Source organism: Ruegeria sp. AF2 (assembly GCF_056542025.1).
Genome location: NZ_JBQFZC010000002.1, coordinates 198,809 through 215,947, shown reverse-complemented (window position 1 = coordinate 215,947; position 17,139 = coordinate 198,809). Strand labels below are relative to the sequence as shown.

At 56.5% G+C, this 17,139-nt stretch carries 15 protein-coding genes; 14 read left to right on the top strand and 1 reads right to left on the bottom strand.

Annotated elements, in window-relative coordinates:
• Positions 1–64 precede the first annotated feature (64 nt).
• The 11 genes from ACR0NM_RS08745 (at position 65) to ACR0NM_RS08695 (ending at position 11,111) form a co-directional block, all read left to right on the top strand.
• The gene (locus tag ACR0NM_RS08745) at positions 65–1,054 is read left to right on the top strand and encodes a nuclear transport factor 2 family protein (RefSeq protein ID WP_480614142.1); all 990 of its coding nucleotides are present in this window, start codon (positions 65–67) and stop codon (positions 1,052–1,054) included.
• A 132-nt stretch (positions 1,055–1,186) separates the two neighbouring features.
• Positions 1,187–1,723 (top strand): ester cyclase, encoded by a 537-nt coding sequence (locus ACR0NM_RS08740; RefSeq protein ID WP_170407056.1) that lies wholly within the window; start codon positions 1,187–1,189, stop codon positions 1,721–1,723.
• Positions 1,724–1,727: 4 nt separating this feature from the next.
• A complete protein-coding gene (gene hisD, locus ACR0NM_RS08735; RefSeq protein ID WP_170394087.1) occupies positions 1,728–3,059 on the top strand; it encodes a histidinol dehydrogenase in 1,332 nt (443 codons plus the stop codon).
• Complete coding sequence (locus ACR0NM_RS08730; RefSeq protein WP_480614140.1) at positions 3,056–4,108, top strand: ester cyclase; 1,053 nt, start codon at positions 3,056–3,058, stop codon at positions 4,106–4,108. Before hisD ends, ACR0NM_RS08730 begins: the two co-directional genes overlap by 4 nt.
• A 1-nt stretch (position 4,109) precedes the next feature.
• Positions 4,110–4,877 carry an SDR family NAD(P)-dependent oxidoreductase gene (locus ACR0NM_RS08725; RefSeq protein ID WP_480614138.1) on the top strand — a complete coding sequence of 256 codons (768 nt, stop codon included), beginning with the start codon at positions 4,110–4,112 and terminating at the stop codon, positions 4,875–4,877.
• On the top strand, positions 4,877–5,896 hold the full coding sequence (locus tag ACR0NM_RS08720; RefSeq protein ID WP_480614136.1) for a LacI family DNA-binding transcriptional regulator: 1,020 nt from the start codon (positions 4,877–4,879) through the stop codon (positions 5,894–5,896). Before ACR0NM_RS08725 ends, ACR0NM_RS08720 begins: the two co-directional genes overlap by 1 nt.
• On the top strand, positions 5,893–6,882 hold the full coding sequence (locus ACR0NM_RS08715) for a nuclear transport factor 2 family protein (protein ID WP_480614134.1): 990 nt from the start codon (positions 5,893–5,895) through the stop codon (positions 6,880–6,882). Before ACR0NM_RS08720 ends, ACR0NM_RS08715 begins: the two co-directional genes overlap by 4 nt.
• Positions 6,883–7,034: 152 nt before the next feature.
• Positions 7,035–7,997 (top strand): cupin domain-containing protein, encoded by a 963-nt coding sequence (locus tag ACR0NM_RS08710; RefSeq protein ID WP_170663400.1) that lies wholly within the window; start codon positions 7,035–7,037, stop codon positions 7,995–7,997.
• A 102-nt stretch (positions 7,998–8,099) separates the two neighbouring features.
• Positions 8,100–9,224 carry a cobalamin-independent methionine synthase II family protein gene (locus ACR0NM_RS08705; RefSeq protein WP_480614132.1) on the top strand — a complete coding sequence of 375 codons (1,125 nt, stop codon included), beginning with the start codon at positions 8,100–8,102 and terminating at the stop codon, positions 9,222–9,224.
• The gene (locus tag ACR0NM_RS08700) at positions 9,221–9,925 is read left to right on the top strand and encodes an alpha/beta fold hydrolase (protein WP_480614130.1); all 705 of its coding nucleotides are present in this window, start codon (positions 9,221–9,223) and stop codon (positions 9,923–9,925) included. Before ACR0NM_RS08705 ends, ACR0NM_RS08700 begins: the two co-directional genes overlap by 4 nt.
• Before the next feature lie 463 nt (positions 9,926–10,388).
• A complete protein-coding gene (locus tag ACR0NM_RS08695; protein ID WP_170561885.1) occupies positions 10,389–11,111 on the top strand; it encodes a response regulator in 723 nt (240 codons plus the stop codon).
• On the opposite strand, the gene ACR0NM_RS08690 is transcribed toward ACR0NM_RS08695, so the two are convergent.
• On the bottom strand, positions 11,090–12,466 hold the full coding sequence (locus ACR0NM_RS08690) for a sensor histidine kinase (RefSeq protein ID WP_480614128.1): 1,377 nt from the start codon (positions 12,464–12,466) through the stop codon (positions 11,090–11,092). The genes ACR0NM_RS08695 and ACR0NM_RS08690 overlap by 22 nt on opposite strands.
• A gap of 300 nt (positions 12,467–12,766) precedes the next feature.
• Here ACR0NM_RS08690 and ACR0NM_RS08685 point away from each other — a divergent pair, with 300 nt between their 5' ends.
• From ACR0NM_RS08685 to ACR0NM_RS08675, 3 genes are all read left to right on the top strand, one after another.
• Positions 12,767–14,542, top strand: a complete 1,776-nt coding sequence (locus ACR0NM_RS08685; protein WP_480614126.1) for a type I secretion system permease/ATPase — start codon at positions 12,767–12,769, stop codon at positions 14,540–14,542.
• Positions 14,543–14,581: 39 nt separating this feature from the next.
• Entirely contained in the window at positions 14,582–15,913 is a 1,332-nt protein-coding gene (locus ACR0NM_RS08680; RefSeq protein ID WP_480614124.1) for an HlyD family type I secretion periplasmic adaptor subunit, read from the top strand.
• Between the two features lie 323 nt (positions 15,914–16,236).
• Positions 16,237–16,899, top strand: coding sequence for a hypothetical protein (locus tag ACR0NM_RS08675; RefSeq protein ID WP_480562188.1), 663 nt, complete (start codon positions 16,237–16,239; stop codon positions 16,897–16,899).
• The last annotated feature ends 240 nt before the right edge of the window (positions 16,900–17,139 follow it).

Sequence of the window (17,139 nt, the reverse complement as noted above, 5' to 3'; positions counted from 1 at the left end):
GCGCAGGGCCTTGCGGGACGTTTCTCCGCAGACGCCTTGAACAGATCCTATAGAGACAAAGTTAATGGAACGCCTCGACCGTAAACCCTTTCTGAAATTCACCGCCGCGCAACGCCATCCAGGCAATTTCCGGCCGGCCTATGAGGGATTCTTCGCCCCCGGTGCACATGTCAACGTGGTGCATCCTTTCAACGAGGTCGCGGGTGGCCTCGGGCTGCACGATCACGTCATCGCCCCGCTCGCAGCCTCCTTCGACGGACTTTTTCGGCGCGATGATATCGTCATGGCCGGTGTATTTGAAGGACAGGGCTGGATCAGCGCCACCGGCTATTTCGTCGGTCGGTTCTCGCGCGACTGGCTTGGTATCCGCGCCACAGGCGAGCTTGCCTATCTGCGCTTCGGCGAGTTCCACCGCATGCATGATGGCAGGGCGGTGGAGAGCTATATATTCTTCGATATCCCAGAACTGATGCTGGCTGCAGGGCAATGGCCGATCACCGATAGCCCGGGCAAGACCCGTGGCTTCACCGGCATGATTCAGGGTCCAGCAAGCCATGATGGCATCTTGACCACGCCGCAAGACCCAGTCGAGGGGGCCAAGAGCTATCGTATGGTCACAGAGATGCTGGCCAAGCTTGCCACCAAGAACGAGGCCTGGCGGCCGTTCTGGCATGACAACATGGTCTGGTACGGCCCCGGCGCCTTCGGTTCTTTCGTCGGGCTCGAGAGTTTTGCAAGCTTCCAGGTGCCTTTCGAGGCCACCTTCGAAGGTTGGTCCGGAGGTAGTGCGGGAAATGGCATGACTGCGCATTTCACCCGCTTTGGCGAAGGCAATTACGTATGCTCGGGTGGCTGGCCTTCCTTGACTGGTGTCCAGGTGAAACCCTTCCTCGACCAGCCCGCAAGCGGAAAACGCGTCTTCATGCGGGTCTGCGACTGGTGGCGTCGAGAGGACGATCTGTTGGTCGAAAACTGGGTTTTCGTCGACATCCCGCATGTGTTGTTGCAGCTGGGATATGACCTTTTTGCCGACATCGCCGAGCAAGCCGCATGAGCAGCTCTGCAAGACATAACGCCGTTGGCCGCCACCCGGCGCTCAACCGGATGCCGAGGGATTTTCTGTCAGCTGATTGAGCTACCCGATGAAGACAGAATTTCTATTGGCACCAATACAAGGATGAGAAAGATGAAGGGTTCCCGCCCGGAACAGGCCGTGCTGACACGTGATACGGACCTAGACAAAACAGAAGACACCCGCCGTGTGATTGAAACCATGGTGGATGGTCTGAACGATCACCGCATAGATGACATCGGCGAATTCTTCTCGGAAGGCTTCCGCTGGATGGGCAATCAGGGCTGCGGCACAAAAACTGGCCTGAAACAGTTTCAGGACAATTGGCAACGCCCGTTTCAGGCGGCTTTTTCGGACAAGACCTGCATCGACGAAGCGCGCCTTTACATGGGCGAATGGGCGGCTGCGTTTGGCCGACAGGAAGCAACCCATTCGGGTGAGTTCCTGGGGATCGCCCCCACCGGAAAGCGGGTCGAGATCCGATATATGGATTTCTGGAAAGTGGTCGACGGCAAGATCGTCGACAATTGGGTGAATGTGGATTTCGCCCATGTAGCGGCACAGCTGGGTGTCGATCTGTTTAACGGTGAAGGCTGGGAAGCATTTGACCGGGGTGAGAAGTCTCCGCCCCGGCCTGAAACTAAGGATTAGGACAATGACAATCGAGTATCTGAAACGTGGTAAGTCCGATGCTGACCGGGCCGAGGATGACGCCAAAACACGCGCTGTCGTCGAAGCGACGCTGAAAGACATCGAAACACGTGGCGATGCTGCGGTACGCGAGCTAAGCGAGAAGTTCGATAACTATTCGCCAGCATCGTTTCGGTTGTCTCAAGACCAGATCGACGACCTGATCAATCAGCTAACGGATCGAGAGCTGGCGGACATCAAATTCGCGCAGGAGCAAGTGCGCAACTTTGCACAAGCTCAGCGCGATTCGATGCTGGATATCGAAGTTGAGACTCTGCCGGGCGTCATTCTGGGCCACAAGAACATCCCCGTACAATCGGTGGGCTGTTATGTGCCCGGTGGCAAATTCCCGATGGTGGCCTCGGCGCATATGTCGGTGGCGACGGCCTCGGTAGCAGGCGTGCCGCGTATCATCGCCTGCACCCCTCCGTTCCAGGGCAAGCCCAATGCAGCGGTGATCGCCGCCATGTATTTGGGTGGGGCGCATGAGATTTACGTGATGGGCGGCATTCAGGCCATCGGCGCCATGGCGCTGGGAACCGAGACGATTGATCCAGTCCACATGCTTGTCGGTCCGGGTAACGCCTTTGTCGCAGAAGCTAAACGTCAGCTATTTGGTCGTGTCGGTATCGACCTGTTTGCCGGCCCGACCGAGACCATGGTGATTGCTGATGAGACTGCCGCAGACGCAGAGCTGTGCGCGACCGATCTTCTGGGTCAGGCCGAACATGGATATAACAGCCCCTGCGTATTGCTGACCAATTCTCGCAAACTGGCCGAGGACACGATGGCCGAGGTGGACCGGCTGCTGGGCATTCTACCGACAGCGGGCACCGCAAAAGTATCATGGGAGGAATATGGCGAAGTGATCGTCTGCGATACGTATGACGAGATGCTGCAGGTCGCCGATGACATTGCATCTGAACATGTGCAGGTCATGACCGATCGCGACGACTGGTTCCTTGAGAACATGACTTGTTATGGCGCATTGTTCCTTGGACCGCGTACCAATGTCTCGAACGGTGATAAGGTTATTGGCACCAATCACACGCTACCTACCAAAAAAGCTGGCCGCTATACTGGTGGTCTATGGGTGGGTAAATATCTGAAAACACATAGCTATCAAAAGGTTCTGACTGATGAGGCGGCAACCTTGATCGGCGAATATGGCTCGCGCCTATGTATGCTCGAAGGTTTTGTGGGGCACGCCGAGCAATGTAACGTCCGCGTACGGCGTTACGGCGGCATCAATGTCCCCTACGGCGCGCCTGCACCTTATAGGGACGCCGCAGAATGAGTGACAGGCATACTGAGCACAAGACCCTGATCGCACAGGTCAGGGCTGCGATGTATGACTTTACCGAAGCCGGTGTCCGGCAGGCGTTGGATCAGATTTGTTCTCCCGACGCTGTGTTCCATCTGAGCTATCCGTTTGGCGACACCAATGGGAGTAGTGCTTATTACGATTGTTGCTATCGCGATCTTCTGACCGCATGGCCCGATCTTGAGCGTCGCGATTATATCGTCATGGCTGGACCTGATGAATTCGGGGCTGATTGGGTTGGATGCGGCGGGTACTATACCGGCACTTTCGCGGGGCCATGGCTGGAGATTCCGCCGACAGGCCATCAGGTCACCATGCGGTTTCACGAGTTTTACCGGATCGAAAATGGCAAAATCGCCGAGGTGCAGGCGCTTTGGGACATCCCCGAAGTGATGATGCAAGCGCAGGCCTGGCCCATGGCACCCGGTTTGGGGCGGGAATGGCATGTTCCGGGACCAGCGACGCAGGACGGGCTGGTGCCCGGCCCGTATGACAAGGCCAAGGGCAAAGAGACCTGCCAGCACATTGTCGACATGCTGAATCATCTGACCAAACATCCCGCAGAAGGTGGTCCGGAGGTGATGGAGATGGAGCGGTTCTGGCATCCTCGGATGAACTGGTACGGCCCCTCGGGGATCGGCACAGGGCGGGGTATTGCGGGGTTCCGTAATTGGCATCAGATTCCATTCCTCAACGCAATGCCGGATCGCGGGCAGGATGTAGATGACATCACCTGTCATTTCTTTGGCGACGGTGACTATGCGGCTGTTACGGGTTGGCCCAACATGATCCAGACTGTCACCAATGATGGCTGGATGGGGATCGCACCGTCGGGCAAGAAGATCACGCTGCGCAGCCTCGATTTCTGGCGGCTTGAAAATGGCAAGATTCGCGAGAACTGGATTCTGGTTGATCTGCTGGATACCTATCGCCAGCTGGGTGTTGACGTCTTTGCCCGTTTGCGAGAGTTCAACAAGGCGCGCGTTCCGGGCCGCATTCCATTTCCGGTTGGCGAGGTCTGATATGTCCCAATTTCCCAGCACCCCAAGTTTCAATCTTAACGGCAAACGCGCATTGGTCGCGGGCGCGTCGTCCGGTATCGGCATGGCCTGTGCCGTAGCGCTGGCAGAGCATGGTGCCGAAGTAACACTGGCGGCGCGGCGCAAGGATGCGTTGCAGGATCTGGCAACAGAGATGAACGCTCGGGGATGGTTGGCGAATGTACTTGAACTGGATGTTTCTGACGTTGCAGGCACTGCTGATGCTGTGGCGCAAAACGGGCCGTTTGATATCCTGCTGAACTCGGCCGGTCTGGCCCGACACAGCAGGGCCGTGGACACACGGCCCGAGGATTTTGATGCGGTAATGGATGTCAATGTCCGAGGAGCCTATTTTCTGACCCAAGCGGTGGCGAAAGGATTGTTAGAAGCTGGGCGCCCCGGATCGCTGATGAACATCTCCAGCCAGATGGGCCATGTGGGCGGGCGGGAAAGGGCCGTCTATTGCGCGTCAAAATTCGCAGTCGAAGGCTTTTCCAAGGCGATGGCGCTGGAGTTCGGTCCTGCAAAAATTCGGGTCAACACGATCTGCCCAACTTTTATTTTGACCGATTTGACCAAGTCGACTTTTGATGACCCGGTCAAGCGCGCATGGATATTGGACAAGATCAAGTTGGGCCGCCCGGGCGAGATCGAAGACATCATGGGGGCAGTGGTTTATCTTGCCTCGGATGCATCGGCTTTGGTGACGGGCACCGCGTTGATGATAGACGGAGGTTGGACAGCAGACTGATGGCGGCGCAAAAAGTTACATCCATGGAGGTCGCCCGCCTCGCCGGGGTCAGTCAGTCTGCCGTTAGCCGTGTGTTCACTCCGGGGGCGTCAGCCTCGAAGAAGACGATTGAAAAGGTGCGTCAGGCCGCCAAGCAACTGGGCTATCGGCCGAACGTCCTTGCGCGTGCCGTAGTGTCCGGCAAAAGCCGGATCATTGGGCTTGTTGTGGCGTATCTGAATAATCAGTTTTATCCTGAAGCACTGGAAAGGTTGACGAACACGCTGCAGGAGCGCGGCTACCATGTGATGATATTCATGGCGTCGAACCAAGCCGAAAACGTCGATAGCGTGGTTGAGGAATTGCTCGACTTTCAAGTCGACGGCATAATCGCGGCATCGGTGGCCCTGTCGTCGACCTTGTATGAACGTTGTCGGACCGTGGGTGTACCGATGGTGTTGTTCAATCGGGCACAGGATGACCTCACTATGTCATCGGTTACATCCGACAATGTCGCCGGTGGCCGAAAGGCAGCCGAGTTTCTGCTGGCTGGCGGTCATGAGAAGATCGGATATATCGCCGGGTGGGAGGGCGCTTCGACCCAGCGCGATCGTGAAGCGGGGTTCGTAGCGGCCCTGCAAGAGGCGGGTGTCAAACTGCACGCCCGTGGAGCCGGAAACTTCATCGCAGAACAGGCGCGTGAGGCAACGCTACGCATGTTCGCGTCCGATCCACCGGACGCTGTGTTCGTGGCCAATGATCACATGGCGATCTCTGTGATGGACACGCTGCGGTTCGAGTTGGGCCTGCAAATTCCGGCCGACGTCTCGGTTCTGGGATATGACGATGTCGCCGTTGCCTCTTGGCCAGCCTACAATCTGACAACTATTCGTCAGCCTGCCAATCGGATGGTTGCCGAAACCGTCGATATTCTACTTAGCAAGATCGAAAATCCCGCTGCTGCGCCGCGCCGCAGCGAGATTGACGGACCTTTGATCGTTCGCGGCTCCGCCCGCATACCTGAAGGATGGAAGACATGAAGGGATTTGATCCCAAATTCAAAGATTTCCCGGATTATATCATCGGCATCACCAAAGAGATTTGGGAAGACCGTGGCATTGCGACTTTGCATAAATATTACAGCCCAGACATCGTCGTCCGCTCGCCCGGTTCGGTTGTGTTGGGTAACCAGAATGTCATTGGTGCAACAATGGCCACGTTGGCCGAGTTCCCCGACCGTCAGCTGCTGGGCGAGGATGTGATCTGGTCGGGCACCCCGGAAGAAGGCATGCTGAGCTCGCATCGTATCCTGTCGACCGCCACGCACCGGGGCAATGGTGTCTATGGCAAAGCCACCGGAACACGCTTGCGATACCGAATTCTGGCCGACTGCCACGCCATCGACAACATGATCGATGACGAATGGCTGATCCGAGATCAGGGTGCGATTGTTCGGCAAATGGGCTGGGATCCCAAGGAATATGCCGCCGATCTGATAGCGCGTGAAGGTGGGGCCGGGGCCAGTGTGAAGCCTCTGTCACCCAAGAACGACATCGAAGGCCCCTACAAGGGGTACGGCAATGACAATGAATGGGGACACCGCCACGCGGATCTGCTGACACGGATAATGAATGCAGATATGGGCGCGATTGAACGAGAGTATGACCGAGGCGTGCAGACCGAATATCCCGGCGGTGTCACGGGCCATGGCTGGGATTCGGCTGATCGGTTCTGGATGTCTTTGCGTGCCGCCATGCCAAGCGCAACCTTCACCATCCATCATCAGATCGGGCGCGATGATCCGAATATGCCGCCCCGCTCGGCCCTGCGCTGGAGCTTGCATGGCAAGCATGACGGTTGGGGCGTGTTCGGCAAACCCACAGGCGCTGAGTTGTATGTGTTGGGGATCAGCCATGCCGAATGGGGCGAGTTGATTGGAGGCGACATCAGGCTGCGACGCGAATGGACCTTGTTCGATGAAACCGCGGTCTGGAAACAGCTTCTGTTGGAAACCGGGGATCTCTGATGTCTCGAACGCGCGTCGCATTGGATGCCAGTGAAGGAACCCGGCGGTACCACGGCCACCGGGCGTCCTTGCGGGCGCGGCGGCTGAATGATCGCCCTCCGGGTGCATGAGGATCGAGACCTCTTGTACCAATTCAATGAACGGAGACCATTATGAGCACGATCCAACAACGCATTGTCCGCTACGGCGAACTGCAGCCTTGTAAAACTGCATTTATTGACGCGCACACGCCCGGTTCGGACCAGAAGGAAAACTTTACAATCGTCGGCGGTGGCGTATCCGAAAGCCCCGATCAGCATGTCCACATCACCGACAAAATCGGTTTCAATATTGGCGCGGCGGGGCAACCTCCGAAATGCCGGAATTCGCTGCACAGCCACACCACGGCCGAGGTGTTCTTTGTCGCCAAAGGACGTTGGCGGTTCTTCTGGGGTCGCTATGGCACCGCGGGTGAGTTTATTGCCGAGGAAGGTGACATATTTAACATTCCAACTGGCATCTTTCGCGGTTTCGAAAATGTCGGGCAGGATTATGGGATGATCATGTCGATCCTGGGCGGCGATGATGCGGGTGGCGGTGTCACCTGGGCACCACAGGTGATCGAAGACGCTCAGGCGCATGGGCTGATGCTGGGCGACAATGGCGTGCTGTATGACAGCAAGAAGGGTCAGGAACTGCCCCACAACGTGCGCCCCATGCCGCTGCTGACCGAAGAAGAGCTTAAGAGCTATCCGGAAGTTCCGGTCGAAAATGTTATCGGCAAATATGTGGCACGCTATTGGGATCTGATGGCGCTTTCCGCTAACAAGCCAGCCAAAGTGATTGGCGAAGATGCCCTGATCACGGACAAGCCGGGGTTTGAGGTCGATTTCCTCGGACGCGGCTCTTGTTTGAACGAACCCGTCGCGGCGCATATGCCCGTCGTCCTCATGCCTGCGAGTGGTCATTGGCGGATTACAGTCGATGGCTATGAAACAACTTTGTCCGCAGGCGATACAGCGCTGGTTCTGTCAGGTGAAAGCTACAGTATCGTGCCCTCAATGACCGGAGAGGCCGGTCTGTATCGTATCACGGCAACGGACGATCCCGCCGGTGCTACCTGGACCGGTGCATAAAGGCAAAGTTGCGCGCTCCGATCTTTTTCGGGGCGCGCAGTATGTGACCCGTGCTTCACTTTGGACTCAGCAAAGGGAAGTAATTGAATTGGAGATGACAAGATGACCCGAATTTCAACCACCCATGTGGGAAGTCTGCCGCGTAGTCAGGAAGTCGTCGATTTCATCTTCGCGCGTGAGCGGGAGGAACCGTTCGATCAGACAGATTTTGATGCCTGCATGACGAACGCGGTGTCCGAGACCGTAGGCAAACAGGCTGCAGCGGGGATCGATATTGTATCGGATGGCGAGACTTCGAAAATCTCTTACGCGACCTACGTCAAGGACCGCTACACCGGGTTTGCAGGCGACAGCCCGCGCAACGCTCCGGCTGATCTGAAGATGTTTCCGGGCTTTCTTCAACGTTTGGCGAATGATGGCGGAACTCCGCAATACGCGCGGCCCATGTGCGTAGGCGATGTGCGCTCGAAAGGGCAGGGCGAGTTGCAGAAGGATATCGACAACCTCAAAAGAGCCATGGTTGAGCACGGGATTGAGCGCGGATTTATGAATGCTGCCAGCCCGGGTGTGATCTCTCTTTTTCTGCAGAACGACTATTACCCGACGCGCGAGGCGTATCTGGCCGCGCTGGCCGATGCGATGAAATCCGAATATGAAACCATCGTCGCGGCGGGCCTGGATATTCAATTGGATTGTCCCGATCTTGCCCTGTCGCGCCATATGCTGTTCACCGACCTTTCTGACGAGGAATTTGTCAGTATTGCCGAAATGCATGTCGAAGCGCTGAACCATGCATTGCAGGATGTGCCCGCCGACAAGGTTCGGGTTCACATCTGCTGGGGCAATTACGAAGGTCCGCATTGCTGCGATATCGGAATGGACAAGGTGTTCTCGACTTTGATGTCAACCAAGTCGCGCTATGTGCTGTTTGAAACCTCGAACCCGCGCCATGCACACGAATGGTCGGTGTTCCGCGACCGCAAGTCCGAGATACCGGATGACAAGGTACTTGTGCCGGGTGTGGTCGATACCACCACAAACTTTGTCGAACACCCCGAACTGGTCGTGCAACGTCTTGAGCGGTTCGTGAACATCGTGGGAGCGGAGCGGGTGATTGGCGGATCGGATTGCGGTTTTGGCACTTTTGCGGGGTTTGGCGCTGTCGATCCTGATATCGCCTATGCCAAACTGGGTGCGCTGGCCGAAGGGGCTGCTCTGGTCAAATGACACCACTTGTCCTTTTGCCGGGCATGATGTGCGATGCTCGGCTATTCTCGCCGCAAATTGGGGCATTGTCTGGCAGATATCCGATATTTGTCGCTCCCATTGGTGCGCATGATACGATGCAGGCTCTGGCCGCCGAGGTTTTAAGTCATGCGCCCGACCGGTTCGCCTTGGCCGGTCTTTCCATGGGAGGCATTGTTGCGATGGAAATACTGCGGCAAGCACCGGGGCGTGTAGCGGGGATGGCGTTGATGGACACCAACCCGCTGGCAGAGGTGGATCAGGTCAAGGCGAGGCGTGAGCCCCAGATTGAGGCGGTTAAAAACGGTCGGCTACGCGATGTGATGGCCGAGGAAATGAAGCCCAACTATCTGACCGATGGCCCTGATCGACAGGCAATTCTGGACCTATGCATGGATATGGCTATGGCCTTGGGGCCGGAGATTTTTGTTAACCAATCCAAGGCCCTACGAGATCGCCCGGATCAAAGTCACACATTGCGCGCTTTCAAGGGATCTGCGCTGGTCCTTTGCGGTCGTCATGACGCGTTATGCCCAGTCGAACGCCACGAATTGATGCATGACCTGTTGCCGCAAAGCCGGTTGGAAGTCATCGAACACGCGGGGCATTTGCCAACTCTGGAACAACCGCGGCAAACCACGGCGGCGCTGCTGCGCTGGCTGGAGAAAATCGAAACAATCTAAGCCGGATTTCCGCAAGGCCGTAGATAGCCCTGGTGGAAACTGACTACGATATTACTCTGTCGGACTTGGAGCCCCTATCGTAGCATGGGCGCAGCAGTAACGATTTAGAGTTTCTGAAGCACCCAAATCTGGTTCAGAGCCTGCTGTCGTGATCAAAACTGCACTTAAGTCGGGGCGCACGCGATACACCAAATACAAGGCCTGCTACCAAGCCTCTGACAAAGGTTGCTTTGTTGCGCGCAGCCACCTGCGGAATGTGGCGGAAGTTGGAGGAATTTGCTGTTTGGCGTGACAAACTTTTCAATCGTCCGGAATGCCCCGGTGGATGATTGTCTGGTTTAGCCATGAGTGGCGATTGCGGTCGCTGCGTACCGGACAGTTTGATCGTTCTCTGCAACATTGACAGTTTCGAATAGCAAATGTTGTTATCGTAACGACAGGCATCGTCCCGAGGAGAAGAGCTATGCAAGACGTCGCGGATCAATCCGCTGGCTATGATGAGCACATTCTGATTTGTGACGATGACATCGAGTTTGCTCAGGGTGTTTGTGCATTTCTGACTGACAAAGGGTACAAAATCGAACACGCGCAAGATGTACCCGCTGCGCGGTTGATGATGGCTGATGAAACCTACAGCTTGTTTCTGCTGGACCTCGTGATGCCAGGAACTAGTGGTAAGGTGTTATGTCACGAGATCGCTTCGCGCATAGATGCCGGGATCATCATGATCAGTTCGATTGATGACGACGCCGAGCGGATTTCCCTGCTGGAACTGGGCGCGGATGATTACATCATTAAACCATTCAACGAGTTGGAACTCCTCGCGCGCGTGCGTGCTGTGCTGCGCAGGCGTGCTGGTGGAACGCAGGGAAAATCCCGGGTTACACGGTTCGGAGAGTGGGAGCTTGTTGAAAACGAGAGGCATCTCAAAAGCGAGGATGGTCGGCTCATCACCCTCACCTCAAGTGAAGTGCGCGTCATGCGGTTTTTTGCTGAAAATCCGGACGTGTTGTGCACCCGGGAAGACCTACTTGCCGTCGCTCGAACGCGGCAGCATGGCGGAGCAGGGGACAGGAGCGTTGATGCTCTGATCAAACGGTTGCGGTCGAAGATCGAGAACGATCCATCAAATCCGGAATATATTCGAACGGTCTGGGGGCAGGGTTACATCTTTCGTCCAGGCTGAACTCCGGAATCAAGCGGCAAAAGCACATTAGCCCTAAGGCCCCCGCTAGGGCGGTTTTCAAGCGTAACAGTGCCCCCCTGATCGACAACAATCGCCCGGACAATAGCAAGGCCGAGGCCTGTGCCGGGCTCGGTGGCGCCTAGTCTCTGGAAAGGCTCAAACGCTGTTTCAAGTTGTTCGGTTGGGATACCTGGTCCTTCATCGTCTATGTGAATTGCGGCCATATCGTTCGAGGTGGTCAAAGAGACATTTGTTCGACCCCCGTATTTGACCGCATTCTCCAACAAGTTTCTAAGAACCCGGGTAAGCGCGTTGTGTCTTCCTTTGACCACCGCAGATTGTTCGATTGTGCAGGTCACATCGCGACCCGCCTCAACCTGTTCATCTACAAGCGCCTCAACCAGGGAGCGCAAATCCAGGCGTGCAAGCTCTCCATCGTGATGCGTTTCGCGGTTGAGGTTGGTGACGGAGTTTACAATATCGCTGATGGTTTCCAGCCGCTTGAGCAGTTGCTCTTTGGGTGCTGTTGGTTCCAATTTCTGGATCGCATCGTGCATCCGTGCAATCGGTCCCTTCAGGTCATGCCCGAGGCTACGAAGCAAGGTTGTCTTGTACTCAAGCGCCAGAACAATCCGGGCTTCCATGCGATTGAACGCAATAATTGTGTGGCGGATATCAATGGCACCCGCCTCGACGAGTGGGCCGACTTCTTCACCCCGGCCGATCAACTCGGCATTGACGGCCATCGCGCTCAGCGGTCGCATCACTTTCTGAATAAGAAACGCAAGTGCGCAAAGCAGGGTAAGCGCGACCAGACTGTCGATTGAGCCAACGATGACCAAAGGTACAATGTTCTTGTTTTTCATGAGCAAATAGCAGTTCAGCCATTCGTCATCATCCTTGAGCCGGACCGAAAAAACGCTCACCAGAAACGCGTCAACGCTTTCTGCATCGATAGGTTCGCCCGAGTGGCTCTTGAACAGTTGCAACAGCGCGCTTTGGTCGTGTTTGGCGTCAACGACCGTGTCTGCCACGGACAGTTCCGCGACGGCGATCCCACGGTGTTCCAGCCGCGCCGTCAGCCAGTTAGCCAGATTCGGGCGGTCGCGGCCATTGGCCAAAGTGGTTGCTGCATCCTGCGTGCCGACCCTGACACTCCATTCTGCAGGAAAGAAACCAAGCGCTGCTTCGGAGCGGCTGTCAGGGGGCACGCGGGCCAGGGTTGAAACCACCTGCGCAAGAAAGGCATCGCCCCTGTTTCGGATCTCTTCAGCGCGAGAGTTTCGGATCTGGACCACGTCGGTGACTACCGAGAACACGCCGACAATCGTCCAGCTGATAAGCACGATGCTCATAACTTGTGTTCGAAGTGTCAGATCATTCCAGCGCATTGCGCGTAGGCTCCCTGTCCCATCCCCCTCACTTGGGACGCTAATTCAAATACCGCCGCATTCCCAAGCGGAAATTGCATCCACCATGCCGCTGATGACGCAAAGGGGTTTCACCCACCGGTACCGCATTACGGGGCACTCGGTTTCGCCAGATCGGCAAACAACCGGCCAAATTCGTCAATTGAATCAAAGTGTGACAAGCCCTTGGGGCATCGGCGGCTGGTCTCCAAGTATCACCCACAGAGTTTTTATTGGGAGCCAGCTATGTTAAAGCATTCATCCGTTCATCCACAACTTGCCAGCGCCCGGCGCGCGCTGAGGGGCAATCTGATTGCCACCGGCGTTTTCAGCGGTGTTGTGAACCTATTGATGCTGACAGGGCCGATTTTCATGCTTCAGATCTATGATCGCGTGATGTCTAGCCAAAGCGTGAATACGCTTGTCGCGCTCAGCACACTTGTCGCCGGTCTGTACTTGTTCATGGCCTTGATTGACGGCGCGCGGACCCGTGTGCTGGTTGCCATGGGGCATCGCTTTGAACAAAGGCTCGCCCGCACAGCGTTTGATTGCACTTTGTCCGAGCCGTCGCGCAACCGTCCGGGTGGCAACCCTGCGGCGGCAATTCAAGATGTCGAAAAAATTCGCGGTTTCCTGTCGGGTCAGGGTGCCGGAGCTTTGTTCGATCTGCCGTGGATCCCGGTCTATCTGGGATTGGTTTTTGCCATGCACATGTGGCTGGGTATGGTCGGTGTAATTGGCGCGCTGGCATTGGTTGCCATTGCCATCGTTACGGATATCAAGGTCCGCGCTGCCGCGTGCGTTCAGTCTGAGCATTCAGCCAAGCGCAATCGTCTGGCAGAAGCCGGCCGCCGGAATGCCGAAATGGTTCGCGCGATGGGGATGCAGTCCAATCTGGGCAAGACCTGGCAGGATGTGAACGATCTCCACCTTGGTGCGAGTGCTAAGGCGGCCACTACTGTCGGAGTGTCTGGTAGCTTTACCAAGGTGTTCCGCCTGGCACTTCAGTCCGCCGTTCTTGCGGTCGCCGCTTATCTTGCCATCCATGGACATATATCGGCTGGCTCAATCGTTGCGGCATCGGTCATCATGTCCCGTGGCTTGCAGCCTATCGAGACTCTGGTCGGTAGTTGGCGCAATCTGGTTGCTGCCCGGCAAGCATGGGCTCAGCTGAAGCAAACTCTTTCTGGTGACGAAGCTGTCCGTCGTATTTCCATGCCCAAGGCACAGAAGTCGCTGACCGTTGACGGCCTGATCGCTGCCCCTCCGATGGCCACTGCCGCTGTTCTCAAAGGTGTTGGTTTCGATATGAAAGCTGGCGAGGCACTGGCTGTGATTGGGACGACCGGCAGCGGAAAATCAACCTTGGCGCGCACACTTGTTGGTGCATGGTCGGCGGCCAAAGGCAGCATCAGTCTCGACGGTGTGCCGATCGACCAGTACCTGCCTGAGGAGCTTGGCCCCCAGATCGGCTTTCTGCCGCAGGATGTTGAGCTCTTTGACGGAACGATCGCCCAGAACATCGCGCGTTTTGATCCCGAGGCGACGGACGAGATGGTGATTGCCGCCGCCAAGGCAGCGGGTGTTCACGAACTGATCGCTAGCTTCAAAGACGGCTATGCCACCTCGGTTGGCGAGCGTGGCGCGGCCTTGTCCGGTGGTCAGCGACAGCGTGTTGCCCTTGCACGAGCGCTTTATGGTGATCCATTTCTGGTGGTTCTGGACGAGCCCAACTCGAATCTGGATGCCGTGGGTGAGGCCGCACTGAACCATGCCATTCTCGCCGCCAAGGCACGCGGGGCGATTGTGATCGTCATCGCGCACCGGGCGAGTGTGCTGGGTTCAGTCGACAAGATTCTGATCATGGAAGACGGTCGCGCTGGAGATTTTGGTCCTCGAACAGAAGTGATGGAGCGGTTGCGTCAACGCAATCAGGCCGCCGCCGGAGCTGCACGGCCTGCCGCTGAACAGAAGACCGTCGAACAACCCCAACAAACAGAAATCGTTGCCGCCACGGGCTGACCCAGTCCCGCGCTGTAAACAGAATGAATGGAGGAAGTCATGAATACCAACAAGAATTCCAACACGAAGACCGAAGGGTTTAGGGATCGTTCTGCCCGATCCATCGGCTTTGGTCTGGTCACAATTGCTGTGCTCGCCATAGGATTCGGTGGTTGGGCGATGAAAGCCCCGATGTCTGGGGCGGTCGTGACGGCTGGTAGTGTGGTGGTCTCGTCCGACCTCAGAGCTGTGCAACATCCCGACGGAGGTATTGTCGGCGCCATTCACGTCAAAAACGGAGATAGGGTTCAGGCTGGCGATGTTGTTCTGACACTTGATGATCAGCTGTTGTCAGGCAGCCAAGCCTTGGTCGATGACAGGCTCGTGGCGCTTGAAGCGCAGTTAGTTCGTCTGACGGCCGAGCGCGATGGTCTGGACGATCTCGTACTGTCCGAGGAGCTTGCGGCCCGGAAAGACGAAGACAAAATTGACCGCGCACTCGCAACGCAGCGCGTGGTGATGGAAGCACGTCGTCTGTCGCAGGATGGTGAGGTCGCGGCCTTGGAAGAGAAAATCGAACAGGCAGAGCAGGAAATTGTGGGCCTGGAGGCGCAGCGCGAGGCTTCCGAAGAAGAGATCAAACTGATCGACAGCGAATTGGAGGGTCTGACGCAGCTCTTTGAAAAGGGTTTAGTGCCTGGTACCCGGGTGACGACTTTGCAGCGTCAAAGAAGCAGTCTTGTCGGTAATAGTGGCGGCCTGACCTCTCGGATTGCAGTCGCCCGTGGTCGTATCAGTGAGACGCGTATCCATATCCTGCAACTGGAAAAGACCTTCCGCGAGCAGGTGATGAACGAGATCTCCTCGCTGGAGGTCGAACTGGATGGCTTGAAAGAACGTCGGAGCGCGGCCGCGTTGCAGCTGGCGCGGGTTGACCTTCGGGCTCCGGCGGATGGCATCGTGCATGAATTGGGGGTGCATACAGTCGGCGGCGTAGTGTCTCCGGGCGAAACGCTGATGCAGATCGTGCCCGAGGATGACGGGTTGGTGGTGACCGCTAGTGTCATGCCACAGGACATCAACAATGTCGACTTGGGCCAGGCTGCGAGCGTGATGATCGGGGCGTTCGATCAACATGTTGCCCCTCGGTTGGATGGGCACGTTGAGTTTGTCTCGGCTGATTTGAAAACAGATCAGATGACTGGCTTACCCTACTACGAGGCGCGGGTTGCACTAAGCGAGGAGGCTGTCGGACTTTTGTCTGACCGCCAGTTGAGCCTGCTGCCGGGTATGCCGGCTGACGTCTTCATCGAAACCGGCGAACGTACCTTGTTCCAGTACCTTCTTGATCCTCTCAGTAAACAAATCCGGACCACGTTCCGGGAGGTCTGATCGACCGCATGATGTGAGCTGCCCAATAGGAAGAAACAGCTAAAACCAGCGCCAGAAATGGCGCTGGTTTTTTCGATCCTGAAGGCGAGGAGGGGCGAAGGTGGTACCTGAGCGGGTGCTGGTCCACATCTTGGAAGCGCGTCCTGTCTGAAAAGAGATGATGCCCGGCTTGAGAGCCTATTTTTGTCATACTTTGTAACAATTTAGCCCCCTTTTTCGCGTTGTAATGAAGGGGTCGGATAACCACCTTTTTGTTATACCCGAGGAGGAAGTTTCTAAGATTTTTTGGGTGCTAAACAAAGTGTGTAACAAGGAGAAATACAATGAAACATGTAACCGCTACGAGCTTCGAGAAAGCCAACGACGATGTCATCGCCGTGCCCCCGATTCAGCCTTTTCCAAAGTGCGGAACCGAGGTGCCAAACGATGGTGAAGACCTGGTGGCTGTAAATCCGTTGCCGATTAATCCGCTGGTTGCCGATCCCATCGAAGATCTGGTTGCCGTGAACCCGCTGCCTTTTGGTGCGGTTCCTGCCGGTGAAGGTGACGACGTCACCGCAGTTTCCCCGATCATGCCTGACCCCCGGTGTGGTACCGAGGTTCCGCAGGATGGTGAAGACCTGATCGCAGTAGCCCCGCTGCCTTATGGTGCGGTTCCTGCTGGTGAAGGTGACGATGTGACCGCAGTTTCGCCGATCATGCCTGATCCCCGTTGCGGCACCGAAGTGCCACAGGACGGTGAAGATCTGGTTGCAGTGAACCCGCTGCCCTTTGATCCGATCGTTCTGGATCAGGGTGATGACGTCATCGCTGTACCCCCGATCCTGCCGCTGCCCAAATGCGGCACCGAAGTACCGGAGGATGAGTATGACCTGACGGAAATGGCGCCTCCGCCGCTGTGCGAGATCGTACCGACTGCAGGCGGCGAAGACATCTGCGGAACCCCCGTTCCGACCGACAGCTTCTTTGTCGATATGGTCGCCTAAGTGGGGCGAAAACTCAGCGATTATCTATCGCTGCACAACCAAAATCCGGGCGTCTTAGTTCCTGTTGAAACGGACGCCCGGGCAAACAAAGGGAAAACCAAACTCACCGGCTGGGGCCTGAAACAGGCGCCAGCCGGATTGCTGGTTTTCTCAGGCCGTGGATTCCATTTTTGTCATACTTTGTAACAACTTAACTGGCTTTCGCCTGTTGAGATCAACAGCCTGAAAAACCACATCTTT